This window comes from Magnetospira thiophila, assembly GCF_054657015.1.
Map to the genome: position 1 here is coordinate 1,609,029 of NZ_BAAHXF010000001.1, position 15,655 is coordinate 1,624,683.

General features: G+C 63.6%; 13 protein-coding genes. 1 reads left to right on the forward strand and 12 read right to left on the reverse strand.

Annotated elements, in window-relative coordinates; genetic code table 11:
- From dapD to ACYQ1P_RS07810, 4 genes are all read right to left on the reverse strand, one after another.
- A complete protein-coding gene (gene dapD, locus ACYQ1P_RS07795) occupies positions 1-846 on the reverse strand; it encodes a 2,3,4,5-tetrahydropyridine-2,6-dicarboxylate N-succinyltransferase (RefSeq protein ID WP_460019778.1) in 846 nt (281 codons plus the stop codon).
- A 99-nt stretch (positions 847-945) separates the two neighbouring features.
- Entirely contained in the window at positions 946-1,251 is a 306-nt protein-coding gene (locus tag ACYQ1P_RS07800; RefSeq protein WP_460019779.1) for a hypothetical protein, read from the reverse strand.
- Entirely contained in the window at positions 1,251-2,627 is a 1,377-nt protein-coding gene (gene cysS, locus ACYQ1P_RS07805; protein WP_460019780.1) for a cysteine--tRNA ligase, read from the reverse strand. The genes ACYQ1P_RS07800 and cysS overlap by 1 nt, the downstream gene beginning before the upstream one ends.
- A 5-nt stretch (positions 2,628-2,632) precedes the next feature.
- Positions 2,633-4,303: an NAD+ synthase gene (locus tag ACYQ1P_RS07810; protein ID WP_460019781.1), complete on the reverse strand. Its 1,671-nt coding sequence runs from the start codon at positions 4,301-4,303 to the stop codon at positions 2,633-2,635.
- Positions 4,304-4,412: 109 nt separating this feature from the next.
- Between ACYQ1P_RS07810 and ACYQ1P_RS07815 the strand changes: the two genes are divergently transcribed.
- Positions 4,413-5,474, forward strand: coding sequence for a hypothetical protein (locus ACYQ1P_RS07815; protein WP_460019782.1), 1,062 nt, complete (start codon positions 4,413-4,415; stop codon positions 5,472-5,474).
- Here ACYQ1P_RS07815 and ACYQ1P_RS07820 read toward each other — a convergent pair.
- From ACYQ1P_RS07820 to atzF, 8 genes are all read right to left on the reverse strand, one after another.
- A complete protein-coding gene (locus ACYQ1P_RS07820) occupies positions 5,467-6,861 on the reverse strand; it encodes a class II 3-deoxy-7-phosphoheptulonate synthase (protein ID WP_460019783.1) in 1,395 nt (464 codons plus the stop codon). The two genes, ACYQ1P_RS07815 and ACYQ1P_RS07820, sit on opposite strands and share 8 nt — an antisense overlap.
- A gap of 56 nt (positions 6,862-6,917) precedes the next feature.
- Positions 6,918-7,589 carry a TVP38/TMEM64 family protein gene (locus ACYQ1P_RS07825; protein WP_460019784.1) on the reverse strand — a complete coding sequence of 224 codons (672 nt, stop codon included), beginning with the start codon at positions 7,587-7,589 and terminating at the stop codon, positions 6,918-6,920.
- Positions 7,590-7,609: 20 nt separating this feature from the next.
- Positions 7,610-8,371, reverse strand: coding sequence for a glycosyltransferase family 2 protein (locus ACYQ1P_RS07830; RefSeq protein ID WP_460019785.1), 762 nt, complete (start codon positions 8,369-8,371; stop codon positions 7,610-7,612).
- A 75-nt stretch (positions 8,372-8,446) separates the two neighbouring features.
- On the reverse strand, positions 8,447-10,180 hold the full coding sequence (locus ACYQ1P_RS07835) for a dipeptide ABC transporter ATP-binding protein (RefSeq protein WP_460019786.1): 1,734 nt from the start codon (positions 10,178-10,180) through the stop codon (positions 8,447-8,449).
- A gap of 10 nt (positions 10,181-10,190) precedes the next feature.
- Positions 10,191-11,036: an ABC transporter permease gene (locus ACYQ1P_RS07840; protein ID WP_460019787.1), complete on the reverse strand. Its 846-nt coding sequence runs from the start codon at positions 11,034-11,036 to the stop codon at positions 10,191-10,193.
- A gap of 1 nt (position 11,037) precedes the next feature.
- Complete coding sequence (locus tag ACYQ1P_RS07845) at positions 11,038-12,060, reverse strand: ABC transporter permease (RefSeq protein ID WP_460019788.1); 1,023 nt, start codon at positions 12,058-12,060, stop codon at positions 11,038-11,040.
- Positions 12,061-12,071: 11 nt separating this feature from the next.
- Positions 12,072-13,688 carry an ABC transporter substrate-binding protein gene (locus ACYQ1P_RS07850; protein WP_460019789.1) on the reverse strand — a complete coding sequence of 539 codons (1,617 nt, stop codon included), beginning with the start codon at positions 13,686-13,688 and terminating at the stop codon, positions 12,072-12,074.
- 35 nt (positions 13,689-13,723) lie between these two features.
- Positions 13,724-15,523 carry an allophanate hydrolase gene (gene atzF / locus ACYQ1P_RS07855; RefSeq protein ID WP_460019790.1) on the reverse strand — a complete coding sequence of 600 codons (1,800 nt, stop codon included), beginning with the start codon at positions 15,521-15,523 and terminating at the stop codon, positions 13,724-13,726.
- Positions 15,524-15,655 lie beyond the last annotated feature (132 nt).

A 15,655-nucleotide genomic window follows, 5' to 3' on the forward strand; every position in this document is an offset into this window, starting at 1 on the left:
CTAGTCGCGCAACAAGTCGTTGATGGAGGTCTTTGACCGGGTGCGTTCGTCGACCCTTTTCACGATCACCGCGCAATAGAGATTGGGGCCGGGCTGGCCGTCGGGGAACGGCTTGCCGGGCATGGTGCCCGACACCACCACCGAATAGGCGGGGACGCGACCGTAGAAGACCTCGCCGGTGGCCCGGTCGACGATCTTGGTGGAGGCCCCGATATAGACGCCCATGGAGAGCACCGAGCCCTCCTCGACGATGACCCCCTCGGCCACCTCGGCCCGAGCGCCGATGAAGCAGTTGTCCTCGATGATCACCGGACCGGCCTGCAAAGGTTCGAGCACCCCGCCGATCCCGGCCCCGCCGGAGATATGCACGTTCTTGCCAATCTGGGCGCAGGACCCGACGGTGGCCCAGGTGTCGATCATCGACCCGGAGTCCACATAGGCCCCGAGGTTGAGAAAACAGGGCAGCAGCACGGCGGTCGGCGCGATATAGGCCGACTTGCGGACCACGCAGCCGGGCACGGCGCGGAATCCGGCAGAGCGGAAACGGGCAGCGTTCCAGCCGACAAACTTGGACGGCACCTTGTCCCACCACACGGCGCCGCCGGGAGCCCCGTCGATGATTTCCATGTCATTGAGGCGGAACGACAGCAGCACGGCCTTCTTGAGCCACTGATTGACCGTCCAGTGACCCACATCCTGGCGCTCGGCAACCCGCACCTCACCGCTATCCAGCAGTTCAAGCGCCTTGTTCACCGCATCACGCACAGCGCCCGTGGTGTCGAAGGATATGGCGTCCCGATCTTCCCAGGCCGCGTCGATGATTTTCTGTAATTCCAAGGTGTTCATAGATTCCGTCCCATGTTTTTCGAACCTGCTCGAATTTGGCGCGCACATTGGGGCAGAGGGGGGCGGAAGTCAAGAATGGGGGCGCCGGGCCGCCCGGTCCTAGGTCAACAGGTCCACCTTGCCCGGACGCAGGTCGACGAATTCGATCACCGTGGAGAAATGGCCAGAGGGGAGTTGCTGGCCCCGGGCCCCGATGACGCCGCTCGGGGAATCGCCGAGAATGGCGTTGAGCAGGCCCATCAGTCCAACCCGATGCTTGCCATCGAGAACCACGGTCTGAATGGTCGGATGGTCGGCCAGCGCCTTGGTGCAGTCGGCGCGCAGGTTGACCAATTGGGTGATGGCCACCGGATCGCGGCGCAGGGCGTCGTTCAGTACCGCGACGGCCTTGGTCACCGCGTCCATCAGCCCCGCTTCCAGGTGGTGCCCCCGGCGCCGTCCTCCAGGATGATGCCCTGTGCCTTCAGATCGTCCCGGATACGGTCGGCGGTGGCGAAATCCCTGGCCTTGCGGGCCTCCAGGCGCTGCATGATGAGGGCGTCGATATGGGCGTCGGAGAAGCCCGCCTCGGCGGCCTCAGGCTGCCAGCGGAACCAGTCCTCCGGGTCTCGTTCGAGCAGCCCGAGCAGTTTCGCCCCGGCCAGTAACCGCCCCTTGAGCGCCGCCTGTTCCGTCGCCTCGGCCTTGTTCAGCGCCCCGGCCAGTTCATGCAGATGGGCAAGGGCTCCGGCGGTATTCAAATCGTCCTTGAGGGCCTCGACAATCTCGGTCGGCGGGTCGCTCGGCAGGGCCTCGACCGGCGCATTCTTCAGCGCCCCATAGAGCCGATCCAGGCTCTTGCGGGAGGCCGCAATCCCATCCTTGGTGAAATCCAACGGGGCGCGGTAATGGGTCTGCAACAGCACCAGCCGAATGGCCTCGCCGGGAAATTCTTTCAGCAGATCGTGGACGGTGTAGAAGTTGCCCAGGGACTTGGACATCTTCTCGCCCTCGACCATCAGATAGCCGTTGTGCATCCAGTACCGGGCGAAGCCGCTGCCCGGATGGGCGCAAGTGCTCTGGGCGATTTCGTTTTCATGGTGCGGGAAAATCAGATCCTGACCGCCGCCATGGATATCAAACGTGTCCCCCAAATACTTGGCCGACATGGCCGAACATTCGATGTGCCAGCCCGGCCGTCCGGCCCCCCAGGGGCTGTCCCAGGCCGGTTCGCCTTCAGACGAGGGTTTCCACAGAACAAAATCCGAGGCGTCTCGCTTGTAGTCGGCCACCTCGACCCGCGCCCCGGCCAGCATTTCCTCCTGGCTGCGATGGGACAGACAGCCATAGTTGGGGTCGGAGGGCACATCGAACAGCACATGGCCTTGGGATTCATAGGCGTGACCGGCCTTGATCAACCGCGAGATGGTGTCCTGCATCTCGGCGATATGGTCGGTGGCTCGCGGTTCAAGGGTCGGCGGCAGGGCGTTCAGGGCCGCCATGTCGTCGTGGAAGGCCTGGGCGGTGCGCTCGGTAATAGTGCGGATGGACTCGCCGGACTGGGCCGCACGGGCGTTGATCTTGTCGTCAACGTCGGTGATGTTGCGCACATAGGTCACATGGTCATAGAGGTGACTCAACAACCGAAACAGCACATCGAACACCACCACCGGGCGGGCATTGCCGATATGGGCATAGTCATAGACCGTCGGCCCGCAGACATAGACGCCGACCTTGCCCGGCTGGACGGGCTCGAAGGGCACCTTTTGGCGGGTCAGGGTGTCGTGAAGATGCAACGTCACGGGAATCAACCTTTCGAGGCCAGTTTAGTGAAGCCGTTGGTGATCGGATAGCGGCGGTCGCGACCGAAGGCGCGGGACGAAATCTTGACCCCCGGCGGCGATTGGCGGCGCTTGTATTCGGCCAGATCGAGCATCCGCCAGACCCTTCGCACCAGGGCCGCGTCATGGCCGTCGGCGACCAGATCCTCGGTCGCGCGCTCTTCCTCCACCAGCCCGAACAGAATGGCATCCAACTGGTCATAGGGCGGCAGGCTGTCCTGATCGGTCTGATTGGGTTTCAACTCGGCCGATGGTGGCTTGTCGATGACCCGTTGCGGCATCACCGGACCAGCGGGGCCGAGCAGGCCGTCGGGACGATGGGCGTTGCGCCAGCGGCTGAGGGCAAAGACGGTGGTCTTGTAGACATCCTTGAGCACCGAATAGCCGCCGCACATGTCGCCGTAGAGGGTCGCATAGCCGACCGACATCTCCGACTTGTTGCCGGTGGTCAGCAACATATGGCCGAACTTGTTGGACAAGGCCATGAGCAGCAGACCGCGCGCGCGGGACTGGATGTTTTCCTCGGTGGTATCGGCCTTGGTCCCGGCGAACAGCGGCCCCAACAGGGTCTCGAAGGCGTCCATGGCCGGGGCGATGGACAGGGATTCCAGCCGGGTGCCCAGCAACCGCGCCACCTCGGCGGCGTCGTCCAGGCTCTCCTGGGAGGTATAGGGCGACGGCATCATCACCGAAAACACCCGCTCCGCGCCTAGGGCATCCACTGCCACGGCGGCACTGAGCGCCGAATCAATGCCCCCGGACAGCCCCAGCACCACGCCGGGAAAACCGTTCTTCGACACATAATCGCGCAGACCGACGACCATGGCCTGATAGATGGAGTCGAGATTGTCGGGTTTGTCGATCACCGCGCCGGGGGTGCACTGCCAGCGATTGTCGGTGACAGCCCAATGGGTGGCGATCACCGATTCCTGCCAGGGCGAATCGCGGCGCACCATGGTGCCGTCCCGGTCGCAGACGAAGGAGGCCCCGTCGAACACCAGTTCATCCTGACCGCCGACCAGATTGACATAGACCAGAGGCAAGCCGGTTTCCCTGGCCCGCGAGGCGGCCAACCGGGAACGGCGACCGACCTTGCCGACTTCGAACGGCGAGCCGTTGGGGACGACCAGGATTTCCGCCCCGCGCAATGCCAGGTGTCGGGAGACGTCCGGGAACCACATGTCCTCGCAGATCATCACGCCGAGGCGGCGACCCCGGAAATCCATCGGCTCGGGCAACGGTCCGGCGTCGAAATTGCGCACTTCGTCGAACACCCCGTAATTGGGCAGGTGATGCTTGGCGCGGGTTTCAGTAATCCGGCCATTTTCCAGCATCAGTGCCGCATTCCACAATTTATCCCCGTTGCGCCAGGGGGCCCCGATCAGCATCGCCGGTCCGCCGTCGGCGGTGTCGCGGGCCAAGGCCGCCACCTCGGTTTCGATGCGGGCCAGAAAAGCCGGTTTGCGCACCAGATCCTCGGGCGGATAACCGGTCAGCACCAATTCGCCGAACACCACCAGATCGGCCCCCAGCGCCGCCGCCGCTGCCCGGTCGCGGCGCAGCAGGGCGGCGTTGCCGTCGAGGTCGCCGACGGTCGGATTGCTTTGGGCCAGGGCGATGGTCAGGGTCGGGGGCATGGGTCCGTAACGGTCTGAATCGGTTTGCCCGGTATGCCCGATGCGGAAACCGAGAGCAAGTCTTGCGTTGTTTGTGGAAAATGATCGCGGCTCCGGCTATCTTCCCTTCATGAGCGATAAAAAGACACCTTCCGGCACCCCGAAGACCCCGACGCGGGCGCAGATGCTTATTCCGGCCCAGGCGGGCCAGAAGGTGCATTTCACCGGCGCAAAGCAGGGCGGCGTGAACGTGGAGGGGGAAAAAGGCCCGACCAAGCCCCCGCCCCGGACGACCGCCCCGGCCGCCGCGCCGCCGCGATCCAAACCGCCCACGATGATCGAGAAAGCCGCCCGTGCCCAGCCGCCCGCGCAACCGGCCAAGGCACCAAACCCGGTCGCCGATGCGGCAACGGAGGCGGCGCAGCAGCAAAGCAAGGTGCTGGTGGAAGCGGTGACCGATTCGTTCATGAATCGTCTGGTGGCCGAAGCCAACCGCCACGGCGGCGCCCTCAAGGCCGAACACATCAAGAGTCTGAGCCAGGAATTCAACAAAAAAGCGGAAGCGCTAGAGCATGTGTTCCAAAACGCGTTCGCTGATTTCGGCCAACTCCTGGAACGGCAACAGATCAACAAGGCGCGCAATGATCACTTTGACCGGCTGATGGTGCGCCAGATCTCCAGTCTGTTTCCGCCGCGCGAGGCCACCTCGCTGCCCGAAAAATGCCTGTCACGGCGTATCGTGCCTGGCTTCCTGCGCTGCATGGAACAGATGGTCGGACTCGATGCCTCGGTCGGCTATCAGGATCAGGCGCGCCATGTGGTCGAGCAAATCCAGGCCAAACAGGGCACCCGCTTCGACTGGGAGGATGTGTACGAGAACCCCGAGGCCCGGCGCATGGTGCGCGATGTGCTGATGCATATTCTGCCCTTTTTCGCCGCCCTGAAACGGCGGCAGGAATGGTTCTTGAACATCGTCAACAACCATTTGCGGCCGTTCGACATCGCGCGCGGCGACATGCCCGATGAGGAGGACTGGAAATTGACTCCGGCGGGCTTCCGTCTGCTCGCCCGGACCCTGTTTTCGCTGCTCGAAGAGTCCCTGCATGATCCCAAGGACAAGGCCGAACTGAGCGCCGCCTTCGGAGAGGGCGCGGTGACTCAGGCCAAGACCATTCTCGGCGCGCTCAAGTAGAAGCTGCGGCGGCGGCGGCTTCCTGCTTCTGCCGCTCCAACCGCTGCTCCTTCAGAACCTCGGCGATCAGAAACGCCAGTTCCAATGCCTGTTCGGCGTTCAGACGGGGGTCGCAATGGGTGTGATAGCGGGCGCTCAGATTGGCGTCGGTCACCGGATGCGCGCCGCCGACGCATTCGGTCACATTTTGTCCGGTCATTTCAAAGTGCACGCCGCCGGCATGGGTGCCTTCGGCCTGATGGGCGATGAAGAATCCTTTGACCTCGCGCAGGATGGCCTGCACCGGGCGGGTCTTGTAGCCGCTGTCCGAGGTGATGGTGTTGGCGTGCATGGGGTCGCAGGACCAGACCACGCGGCGGCCTTCCCGCTTTACCGCCCGCAGCAGCGGCGGCAACAGATTTTCCACATGATCGGCCCCCAGTCGCACGATGACGGTCAGCCGTCCGGCCTCGTTCTTGGGGTTGAGGGCGTCGATCAGCCGCAACAGGTCGTCGGGGCTGGTGGTCGGCCCGGCCTTGACGCCGAGCGGATTGCCGACCCCGCGCAGGAATTCCACATGGGCTCCGTCCAACTGCCGGGTCCGGTCGCCGATCCACAGCATATGGGCCGAGGTGTCGTACCACTGGCCGGTGGTCGAATCGATGCGGGTCATGGCCTGTTCATAGGGCAGCAGCAACGCCTCGTGGGAGGTGAAGAATTCGGTCTCGCGGATTTGCGGCGTGGTCTGGGCGGTCAGGCCACAGGCGGCCATGAAATCCAGGCTCTCGTTGAGGCGACAGGCCAGATCCTTGTAGCGGTCACCCTGCGGCGAATCGCCGACGAAATCCAGGGTCCATTGATGCACCTTATGCAGATCCGCATAGCCGCCCTGGGCAAAGGCGCGCAGCAAATTCTGGGTGGCGGCGGCCTGATTGTAGGCCTGGATCATGCGTTCCGGGTCGGGTATCCGGGCGGCGCTGGTGAAGGCCATGTCGTTGACCATGTCGCCGCGATAGCTGGGCAGGGTGATGCCTTCGCGCACTTCGTCATCGGCCGAGCGCGGTTTGGCGAACTGTCCGGCCATGCGGCCCACCTTGACCACCGGACAGGCGGCCCCGAAGGTCAGAACCACGGCCATTTGCAGCATCACCCGGAAGGTATCGCGGATGTTGTCCGGATGGAATTCGGCAAAGCTCTCGGCGCAATCGCCCCCTTGCAGCAGAAAGGCCTCGCCGTTGACGGCGGCGGCCAGGGCGGTCTTCAACTGCCGCGCCTCACCGGCGAACACCAGCGGCGGAAAGCGGCGCAGACGGGCCTCCACGTCTTGCAGGCGTTCCGCGTCCGGGTAGGTGGGGGCCTGTATCACCGGCTTGCTGCGCCAACTGTCCGGTTGCCAATTCTGAACCATGTGAAAAGTGCCTTTGCCTGGGCCTCGTTCATCGGAAGAGGCGGTTATAGCAACCCTCAGTCGTCGCCGTCCAGGGCATGATCCGGGGTCTCGTCGATGGAGCGCCCCTGGCGGAAGCGTCGATACAGATACAACCCCAGCAAACCGGAAACCACGAACAGGGCGATGCTCAAGGAAATGCGCAGTTCCGGGTCTACATCGACCCCGCTTCCGGCCAGTGCGAAAACCAGGGTCTGCGGGATATAGCCCAGGGCTGAACCGGCGATGAACGGCAATGCCCCGACCGAGGTCACCCCGGCCACCAGATTGGTCACCAGATTGCTTCCGGCGGGCAACAGGCGGATCAGCAGGGTCATGGAGAAGGGATTGTCAGCCAGAAAGGAATCCACCCGGGCGATGCGCAGGCCGAAGCGGCGGGCGATGAAGGAACGTCCGACCAGCCGCGCATAGGCAAAGGCAAAGGCGCAACCGAGCACCACCGCCAGCAGGGCGAGCAGCGTGCCACCGACCAGCCCGAAGGCATAGCCGCCGAGAAAGGCGACCATCTGGCGCGGCAGACCGACGGCGGCGGCGAGGGCGCAGACGGCGACGAACAGCGCCTCTCCGGCCAGGCCCTGGCCCCGGATCTCATGATCTATCCAGTCGGAATCAAATCCCCCGCCCAGGGTTTTCAGGGCGAAACCGATGGCCACCATGCTGAGCAGGACCAGCAGACCCTTAAGGAACATTCTTGGCGACATGGCGGTGCTCAGGAGTCCCGTTCCTCGACCTGCGGCACCGAACCGCGCTTTTGCAGCCAGATCACGCCCAGCAGATCGGAAATGCCGACCAGCGCCCGGTCGAGGGTGCCGTATTTGGAAACGCCCCGTTCGCGCGGTCGGTGATTGACCCGCACCGAAACCACTTCGCCACCGCGCCGGATCATCAAGGCGGGCAGAAAGCGGTGCATGTGATCGAACCTCGGCATATCGAGAAAGGCGGCGCGGGTGAAGACCTTCAGGCCGCAGCCGGTATCCGGGGTATCGTCTTTCAGCAGCCGCGCCCGCAGGCCATTGGCGAAGCGGCTGGAAAAGCGTTTGACGGCGCTGTCCCGCCGCTTGGCCCGCCATCCGGCGACCAGCAGCAGGTCCGGGTCGGCGGCGGCTTCCAGGGTCGCCAGCAGAGCCGGGATATCCGCCGGGTCGTTCTGTCCATCGCCGTCCAGGGTGGCGATGAACGGAGCGCGCGCCGCCTTGATGCCGCTGGCAACGGCGGCGCTTTGGCCGCAGCAGGTCACATGGCGCAACACCCGCAGTTGCGGCACCGTCTTTTGCAGCTCGTGCAGCCGGGCCAGGGTATCGTCCTTGGAGCCGTCATCCACATAGAGGATTTCGAAACTCGGAAGCGCGGCCAGGGCGGCACAAATTTCGGCGATCAGCGGGGCGACGTTCTCCGCCTCGTTATGCACCGGCACCACCACCGCCAGACGGGGCAGTTCATGGGAAGAGACAGCGGGCTGAGACTGAGACATGAAAACCGACTTTGACCGGGAAAACGAAGCGCTGCCGCCTTTTACACGGGCCGTCGGCGCATGGCAAATGGGTTGTCAGGCAGGGGCCTCGGTCATCCGGTCCGGTTCGAAATGCGGAATGGCGTCGATCAGGGTTCTTGTGTAGGGATCGACCGGGTTTCGGAGCACGTCATCGGCGGTTCCGCTTTCCACGATGCGGCCCCGGTTCATGACAATGACCCGCTCGCACAACAGCCGCACCACGTTGAGGTCATGGGAGACGAAAATGTAGCTCATGCCCAGATCGCGTTTCAGCCGGTCCAGCAATTGCAGCACCACCGCCTGCACCGACACGTCAAGGGCCGAGGTCGGTTCGTCGAGAATCAGCATCAAGGGATCGACGGCGATGGCCCGGGCAATGCCGACCCGGGCTTTCTGGCCGCCCGACAACTGGTGCGGAAAGCGCCCCAGCAGGGAGCGGGGCAGACCGACCAGATCGGCCAGTTCGTCGACCTTGGCGGAAATCGCCTTGCCGTCGTGCAGGCCCTTCAGGCGGCGCAGGGGATCGGCAATGGAATCGCGGGCGCTGAAGCGCGGATTGAGACTGTCGGTAGGGTCCTGGAACACCATCTGCACTTTGGTGCGCTGGGGCAGGCGGGCGAATTGGGCGGCCGAATAGGTGGTGAGGTTTTCGCCGTCGAAAAAGACATCGCCGGAGGTCGGGTCCATCAGCCGGGCGATGATGGTCGAGGTGGTGGATTTGCCGCAACCGGATTCGCCAACCAGACCCAGACTTTCCCCCCGAAGCAGGGAAAAGGAGATGCCGTCGACGGCGCGAAAGACTTTGTCCTCGGCGCGGCGTTTGGCGAACGGCCACAGGCTGCCCGAAACGTCGCGGCGCGGAAATTCCTTCACCAGATTGTAGACCTCTAACAAGGTGTCGTTGACCGACGGGGCGGGCACCTGGGACGGTCGGGCCACGGCCTCCGGCGCGGTCTCCATCTCGTCGGGCACTGCGGTCAGGTCGCTCAACGCCGAGTGCGGTCCGGGCGAGGCGGCAATGAGCTTTTTCGTATAGGGATGGGTCGGACGGGTGAACAGCTCCCGCACCGGAGCCGATTCTACCACCTGCCCCTTCTGCATGACCATGATGCGGTCGCAATAGGCGGCGGCCATGCCCAGGTCATGGGTGATCAGCACCACCGACATGTGGCGTTCGCGGGTCAGATCATGGATCAGGTCCATGGTCGCCTTCTGGGTGGTCACATCAAGCCCTGTGGTCGGTTCGTCGGCGATCAGCAGGCGCGGGTCGCAGGCCAGGGCAATGGCGATCATCACCCGCTGGCACATGCCCCCCGAAAGCTCGAACGGATAGGACCAATAGCGCTGTTCCGGATCAACGATCTTGACCTTGGCCAGCATCTCGATCGCTTTGGCCTTGGCGTCCTGGCGGGTCGCCTGGGCATGGCGACGCAGCACGTCTTCGATCTGCTTGCCCACCGGACGGATCGGATTCAGCGCCGCGCGGGGATTTTGAAAGATCATCGAGATTTCCCGACCGCGCAGACTGCGCAGGCTGGATTCCCTGGCCCCGGTCAGCGGGATGCCATCGAACGAGGCGGTGCCGCCGACCGCACGCCCGGCCCGATCGAGCAGGCCGATGACCGTATAGGCGGTGACCGACTTGCCGGAACCGCTTTCGCCGACGATGCCCAGGACCTCGCCTTTTTTCACTGTTAGCGACACCTCTTCCAGGGCGCGGACCACGCCGCCCCGGGTGCGGAATTCCACTGACAGGGCCTCGACGGAAAGGATGGGCTGGGCGGTCATCGGCGGTTCCTCAGGTACGGCGCAGCGGATCGACCAGATCGCGCAGGCCGTCGCCCATCAGGTTGAAACAGAATACGGCGAGCATCAGCGCCGCGCCGGGGAACAGGGCCAGCCACCATTCACCGGAAACAATGTAGGTGGCCCCTTCGGCGACCATGATGCCCCACTCGGCGTCGGGCGGGCGCACCCCCAATCCGATGAACGACAGCCCCGCCGCATTGAGCACCGCCCAGCCCATGTTGAGGGAAATCTGCACCATCATCGGCGGCAGGATATTGGGGAACACCTGGGTCACCAGAATGCGGGCCTCCGAATTGCCGGACAACCGGGCGGCGGCGACAAACCCGGCATTGCGCCGGATATAGGTTTCGGCCCGCGACACCCGCGCATAGAACGGCAGGTTGATGATAATCGTCGCGTAAACGATGTTCTCGATGGAATTGCCCAGGGCCGAGACGATGCCCATGGCCAGCACGAACAGGGGAAAGGCCATGATAGTATCGGAAATCCGCCCGACAATGCGGTCGGTCCAGCCGCCGTAAAAACCGGCGGCACAGCCCAAAGTGCTGCCAATGGCAAAAGACAGGGCGACGGCGGTCACGGCAATGCCCAGATCGAGCCGCGCCGAGACGATGACCCGACTGAGCACATCGCGGCCCAGATGATCGGTGCCGAAGGGATGCGCCCAGTTGGGCGGCTGCAAGGCGATGCTCATGTTGCTGGCCAGCGGATCGTAGGGGGCCAGCCAGGGACCGAACAGGGCCAGGGCGACGATCAACCCGAACATGGCGAAGGCGACCACGGTCACCAAATTTTCGCTCATGGTGTAGCGGGCGTGACGGAGGAAGGCACTCATTTCAGTCCTCCATGCCGACGCGCGGGTCGATGAGGGTATGCAAAACGTCGATGGTCAGATTGACCACCACGAACAGCAAGGCCATGGCCAGCACGAAGCCCTGTACCGCCGCGTAGTCCGAGGCAACCAGCGCCTCGATGGCGAACGAGCCGATGCCCGGCCAGGAGAAGACTTTTTCCACCAGCACGTTGGAGCCGAGCAGAAAGGAAAACACCATGCCCAGAGTGGTCAGCACTGGCAGCACCGCATTGCGCAGGGCATAGGTGATCAGCACCGTATGCCGTGACAACCCATTGGCATGGGCGGTGCGCACATAGTCACTGCCCAGGGCGTTGAGCATCGAGGCGCGGGTCATGCGGGCAATGGGGGCCAGGGCGAACAGGGCCAGGGTGGTGGTCGGCAGAATCAGTTGCAGCAGACTGGCGCGGAAGGTTTCCAGATCCCCGGCCAACAGGCTGTCGAGGGTGAAAAACCCGGTCACATGGGGCGGCGGGATAAAGATGAAATCGAGACGCCCGATAGGCGAGGGAGACCAGCCGAGCAGGTAATAAAACACATAGATCAGGAACAAGCCGGTAAAGAAGGTCGGCAGCGACACCCCGGCGGTGACCAGCACGCGGCACAGATGGTCGATCCAACTGCCGGGCCGGGTGGCGGCCAGAATGCCCAGCGGCACCGCCACTGCCAGGGCGAACGTCAACCCGATAAGAGTCAGTTCCAGGGAGGCCGGAAGCCGGGTCATCAATTCCTCAAGCACCGGACGCCCGGTGCTCAGGGACATGCCCATGTTACCCTGCGCCAGATTCACCACATAAATGCCGAACTGCTCGATCCAGCTACGGTCGAGGCCGAGGGCGTGGCGGACCTGGGCGATGGACTCCTCGTCGGCCATCATGCCGGCGAAATACACCGCCGGATCGCCGGGAAGGGACCGGGTCAAGACAAAGGAGATCACGATGATCCCGAACACGGACGGCACCGCCTGAAGCAGGCGCCGTCCGATGCGGATGAGTTTCGGACCCATGGGGGCTCCCGTCAGGTCTTCTTGATGGTGGTCACATCGAGCTGACGATGGAACCAGGTGACGTAGCCGGACACATTTTGTTGCATCGCCGAGTCCAGATAGGGCTGATAGAGCGGAATGCGCGGCACTTCATCCATGGCGATCGCCAACATGCGCTTGACGTTGGGCGCATACATCGGATCGTCCACTTCCAGGTGCAAGGTGCCATCGACCAGTTGTTCGATCTCCTCGTTGCGGTAGTTCATGGAGTTGAACAAATGGCCTTCCTGATAATTCCAGAAGAAATAATAGTCCGGATAGTTCAGCCAGCCGCCGAAGTTTTCCAGATGCATGGAGAGTTTCTTCTCGACCAGCGCCGCCGTCCGCCAGCTTGCCCCGGGGATCTTTTCCAGGGTGACCTTGATGCCAATCTTGCCCAGGCTTTCCTGGATCAGCAAGGCCGCCGGTTCCTGCCAGTCGGCCAGCCCGAGGTTCAGGGTCAGGGTGGCTTCGAAACCGTCCTTGAGACCGGCTTCGGCCAGCAGGGCACGGGCCTTGTCCAGGTTGGTGTCATAGGGGAACGGCTGCGGCCAGGTGATGGTCGAGGGCTCGGTTTCGGTGCCGCCGAACATCGGAATGCCGCGCCCATAGGCCGCGCCGTCCAGAATGTCCTGATAGGGCATGGCATAGGCGATGGCCTTGCGCACCCGAATGTCGTCGAACGGCTTGATCTTGACGTTGAGGCTGAGCGTATGCAGGCAGTTCTCCAGCGGCGCGCCGGACACCTTGAGCTTTCCGGAGGCCTGGAATTCCTTGGCATCCTTCGGTGAGACATCGACGTAAAAATCAGCGTCGCCGCGCTCGGTCAGCGCCCGACGGGTGGAGGCCGAGGGCACCTCGCGGACGATCACCCGCTTGATCTGCGGCAACGGTCCGCCGGTCCAATCATCATTGCGGACATAGACGAACTGCTGACCCGCGTCCCAACGCTCGATCTTGTAGGGGCCGGAACCGGCGGGCGTGGTGTGCAGATATTCGGTGGCCCAGGGGTCTTCTTTGGTGGCATGGGCCAGGGCGACTTTCGAATTGATGATGAACGGAATGGGCACCGCCAGATCGGGCAGGGTCAGCTTGCTCGGATGGGGCAGATCGACCCGAATGGTCATATCATCGACCACCACGAACTGCGACGGATCGGACATGGACCCGGCCTTCATCTGCACCGACGGAAAGCCGCCCAGGCTCACCGCGCGGTCGAACGACCATTTGACGTCCTGCGCCGTGATCGGCGTGCCATCCCAGAATTTGGCTTTGGGATTGATCTTGAAGGTCAAGGACTTGCCGTCCTCGGAGAGGGTCCAGGATTCGGCGACCTCGGGCTCGATCTTGGTCGAATCATAGCTCATGGAGCCATCGGCCAGGGTCTTCACACCGAAGCGCACCAGCCGATCATACACATTGACGGTGATCTGATAGCTGGGTCGGTTGGTGCCGCTGCGATGCAGGTCGAGACTGTTGATGCCGCTGCCGGTCACCACCACCAGGGTATCGCTTCCTCCGGCTGCGGAGGCGGGCAGATGGCGCAGAAAGGGCAGCATCGCGGCACCACCAACGGCCCCCGCAGTCTTCAGAAAATCACGTCTTTTCATGGTCGAACTCCTTGGCTGAATATCGTCGTGAGTCGTTAAGAGAGGGATTGGAGATAGGCCCGCCAGCCGCCGAAAGCGGTGACGTCCGTGGCCCCATCAATACCGATGGGTTCGCAAATGAAGCCCTTGACCGTCGACCCGTCCTCCAAAGTGACGGTGCCGATGCCGAGGGGCTGGGGAATGCCACGGATGAAGTCCCCGAAGCGCTGAAGCGGCACAGCCCAGACTTCCAGGGCAATGGCACTGCCGGAACGGTCGCGGATCAGTCCCGGACGATGGGGCGGGCCGCCGGGCAGGCTGTAAAGTCTGTATTCCGGGGCGGTCTTTCCGGCGAACAGGAAACGCCCCCCCAGGCGGGTCAATTCCTTGTTCAGGGGCAGGCCGGACATATGGGCGCCAACGGCGGCCAGGGCGATTTCATCGGGCGCCGCTTCGGCGGGCTGAGACTGGACTTCCGGCAGCGTCCAACCCGTCGCCCCGAGCGAAACGCCAGACTTTTGGTGCAGGGCGCTGGCCAGAGAGGCGGTCTGGGCATCGCGCCCGGCGGCGGCCAGCAAGGTCACACTGCCCGGCCGACCATCCCGGCGCGCCGCCATGGGCACGGCAATGCCGCAAAGATCCAGCAGATTGACAAAATTGGTGTAGGTCCCCAGCCGGGCATTGGGGCCGATGGGGTCCGCTTCCAGGTCCGCCACAGCGTAGAAGGTGGGCATGGTGGGTACACACAACATATCCACCGCGTCGATCAGCGGTGCCGTCTGGCGCTTCAATTCCTGCAATCGGTAGAAGCCGCGAAAGGCATCGGCGGCGGAATATTTTTCGGCACCTTCGATAATCTGCCGGGTGATCGGATGCAGGCTGTCGGGAGCGCGGCGCAGCAGGTCCTCGACCACCGTATGACGCTCGCCGACCCAGGCTCCTTCGTAGAGCATGTTGGCCACCTGATAGAAGGGCGAGAAGTCCATCTCGACAATCTCGCCGCCCAAATCGGCAAGGGCGTCGAGCGCGTCCGCGAAAGAGGTGGCCTGTAGGTCGTCGCCGAAAAACATCCGCGAGGCCGCATCAGGCACCCCGACCTTGAAAGCGGGCGGCAGGGCGGCGAAGCGGGGCGGCGTCGGTAGCGGGCGGGCATAGGCATCCTGGGGATCGAAGGCCGCCGCCAGTCGAAACACCTCATAGGCATCGGCCACCGTCAGGGCGAACACCGAAATGGTATCGAGGGTCCGGCAGGCCGGCACCACCCCGTTGTTGGACAGCAGGCCGAGACTTGGCTTCAGACCGACAATGCCATTCAGCGCTGCGGGCACCCGACCGGACCCCGCCGTGTCGGTACCGAGGGCGAAACTGACAATGCCCCGGGCCACCGCCACCGCCGAACCGGAACTGGACCCCCCCGGAACGATGTCGGGATCAAGGGCATTCTTTGGTGCCGGATGGGGGGTGCGCAGGCCGACCAGTCCGGTGGCGAACTGGTCCAGATTGGTCTTGCCGATCAGCAGCGCCCCGGCGCGGCGCAGGGCCGCCACCACGAAGGCGTCTTCGGCGGCCGTGTAGGCATAGGCCGGACAGGCCGCCGTGGTCGGGCGGTGGGCGGCATCAATATTGTCCTTGATGGCGAAGGGAATGCCCCACAGGGGTTTTTGTCGCGGATCGAAGGGGCCAAGGGCCTCAATGTCGGCGCGTACTGTCAGCGGATCAATCACATCGAGAAAAATGCCGGGATCCCCCGCCGCTGCCAGCCGTCGAAAGCATTCGTCGATGACTTGGCCCGCCGTCATGCCCCCGGCATAGGCGGCATGAATCCGGGATATATCGAAAGGAAGATCTCGCAGCATTCACCGACCCTTGTTGCTTTGGTGCGCGGCTCCCCGAGAAGGGATTGGGGAAAGTAGAGCCGTTGTGACTGTTGCAAGATACTGCTATTATTTCACCGTACCGCTGCAATAATTGCATCATGAAGGGGGTCA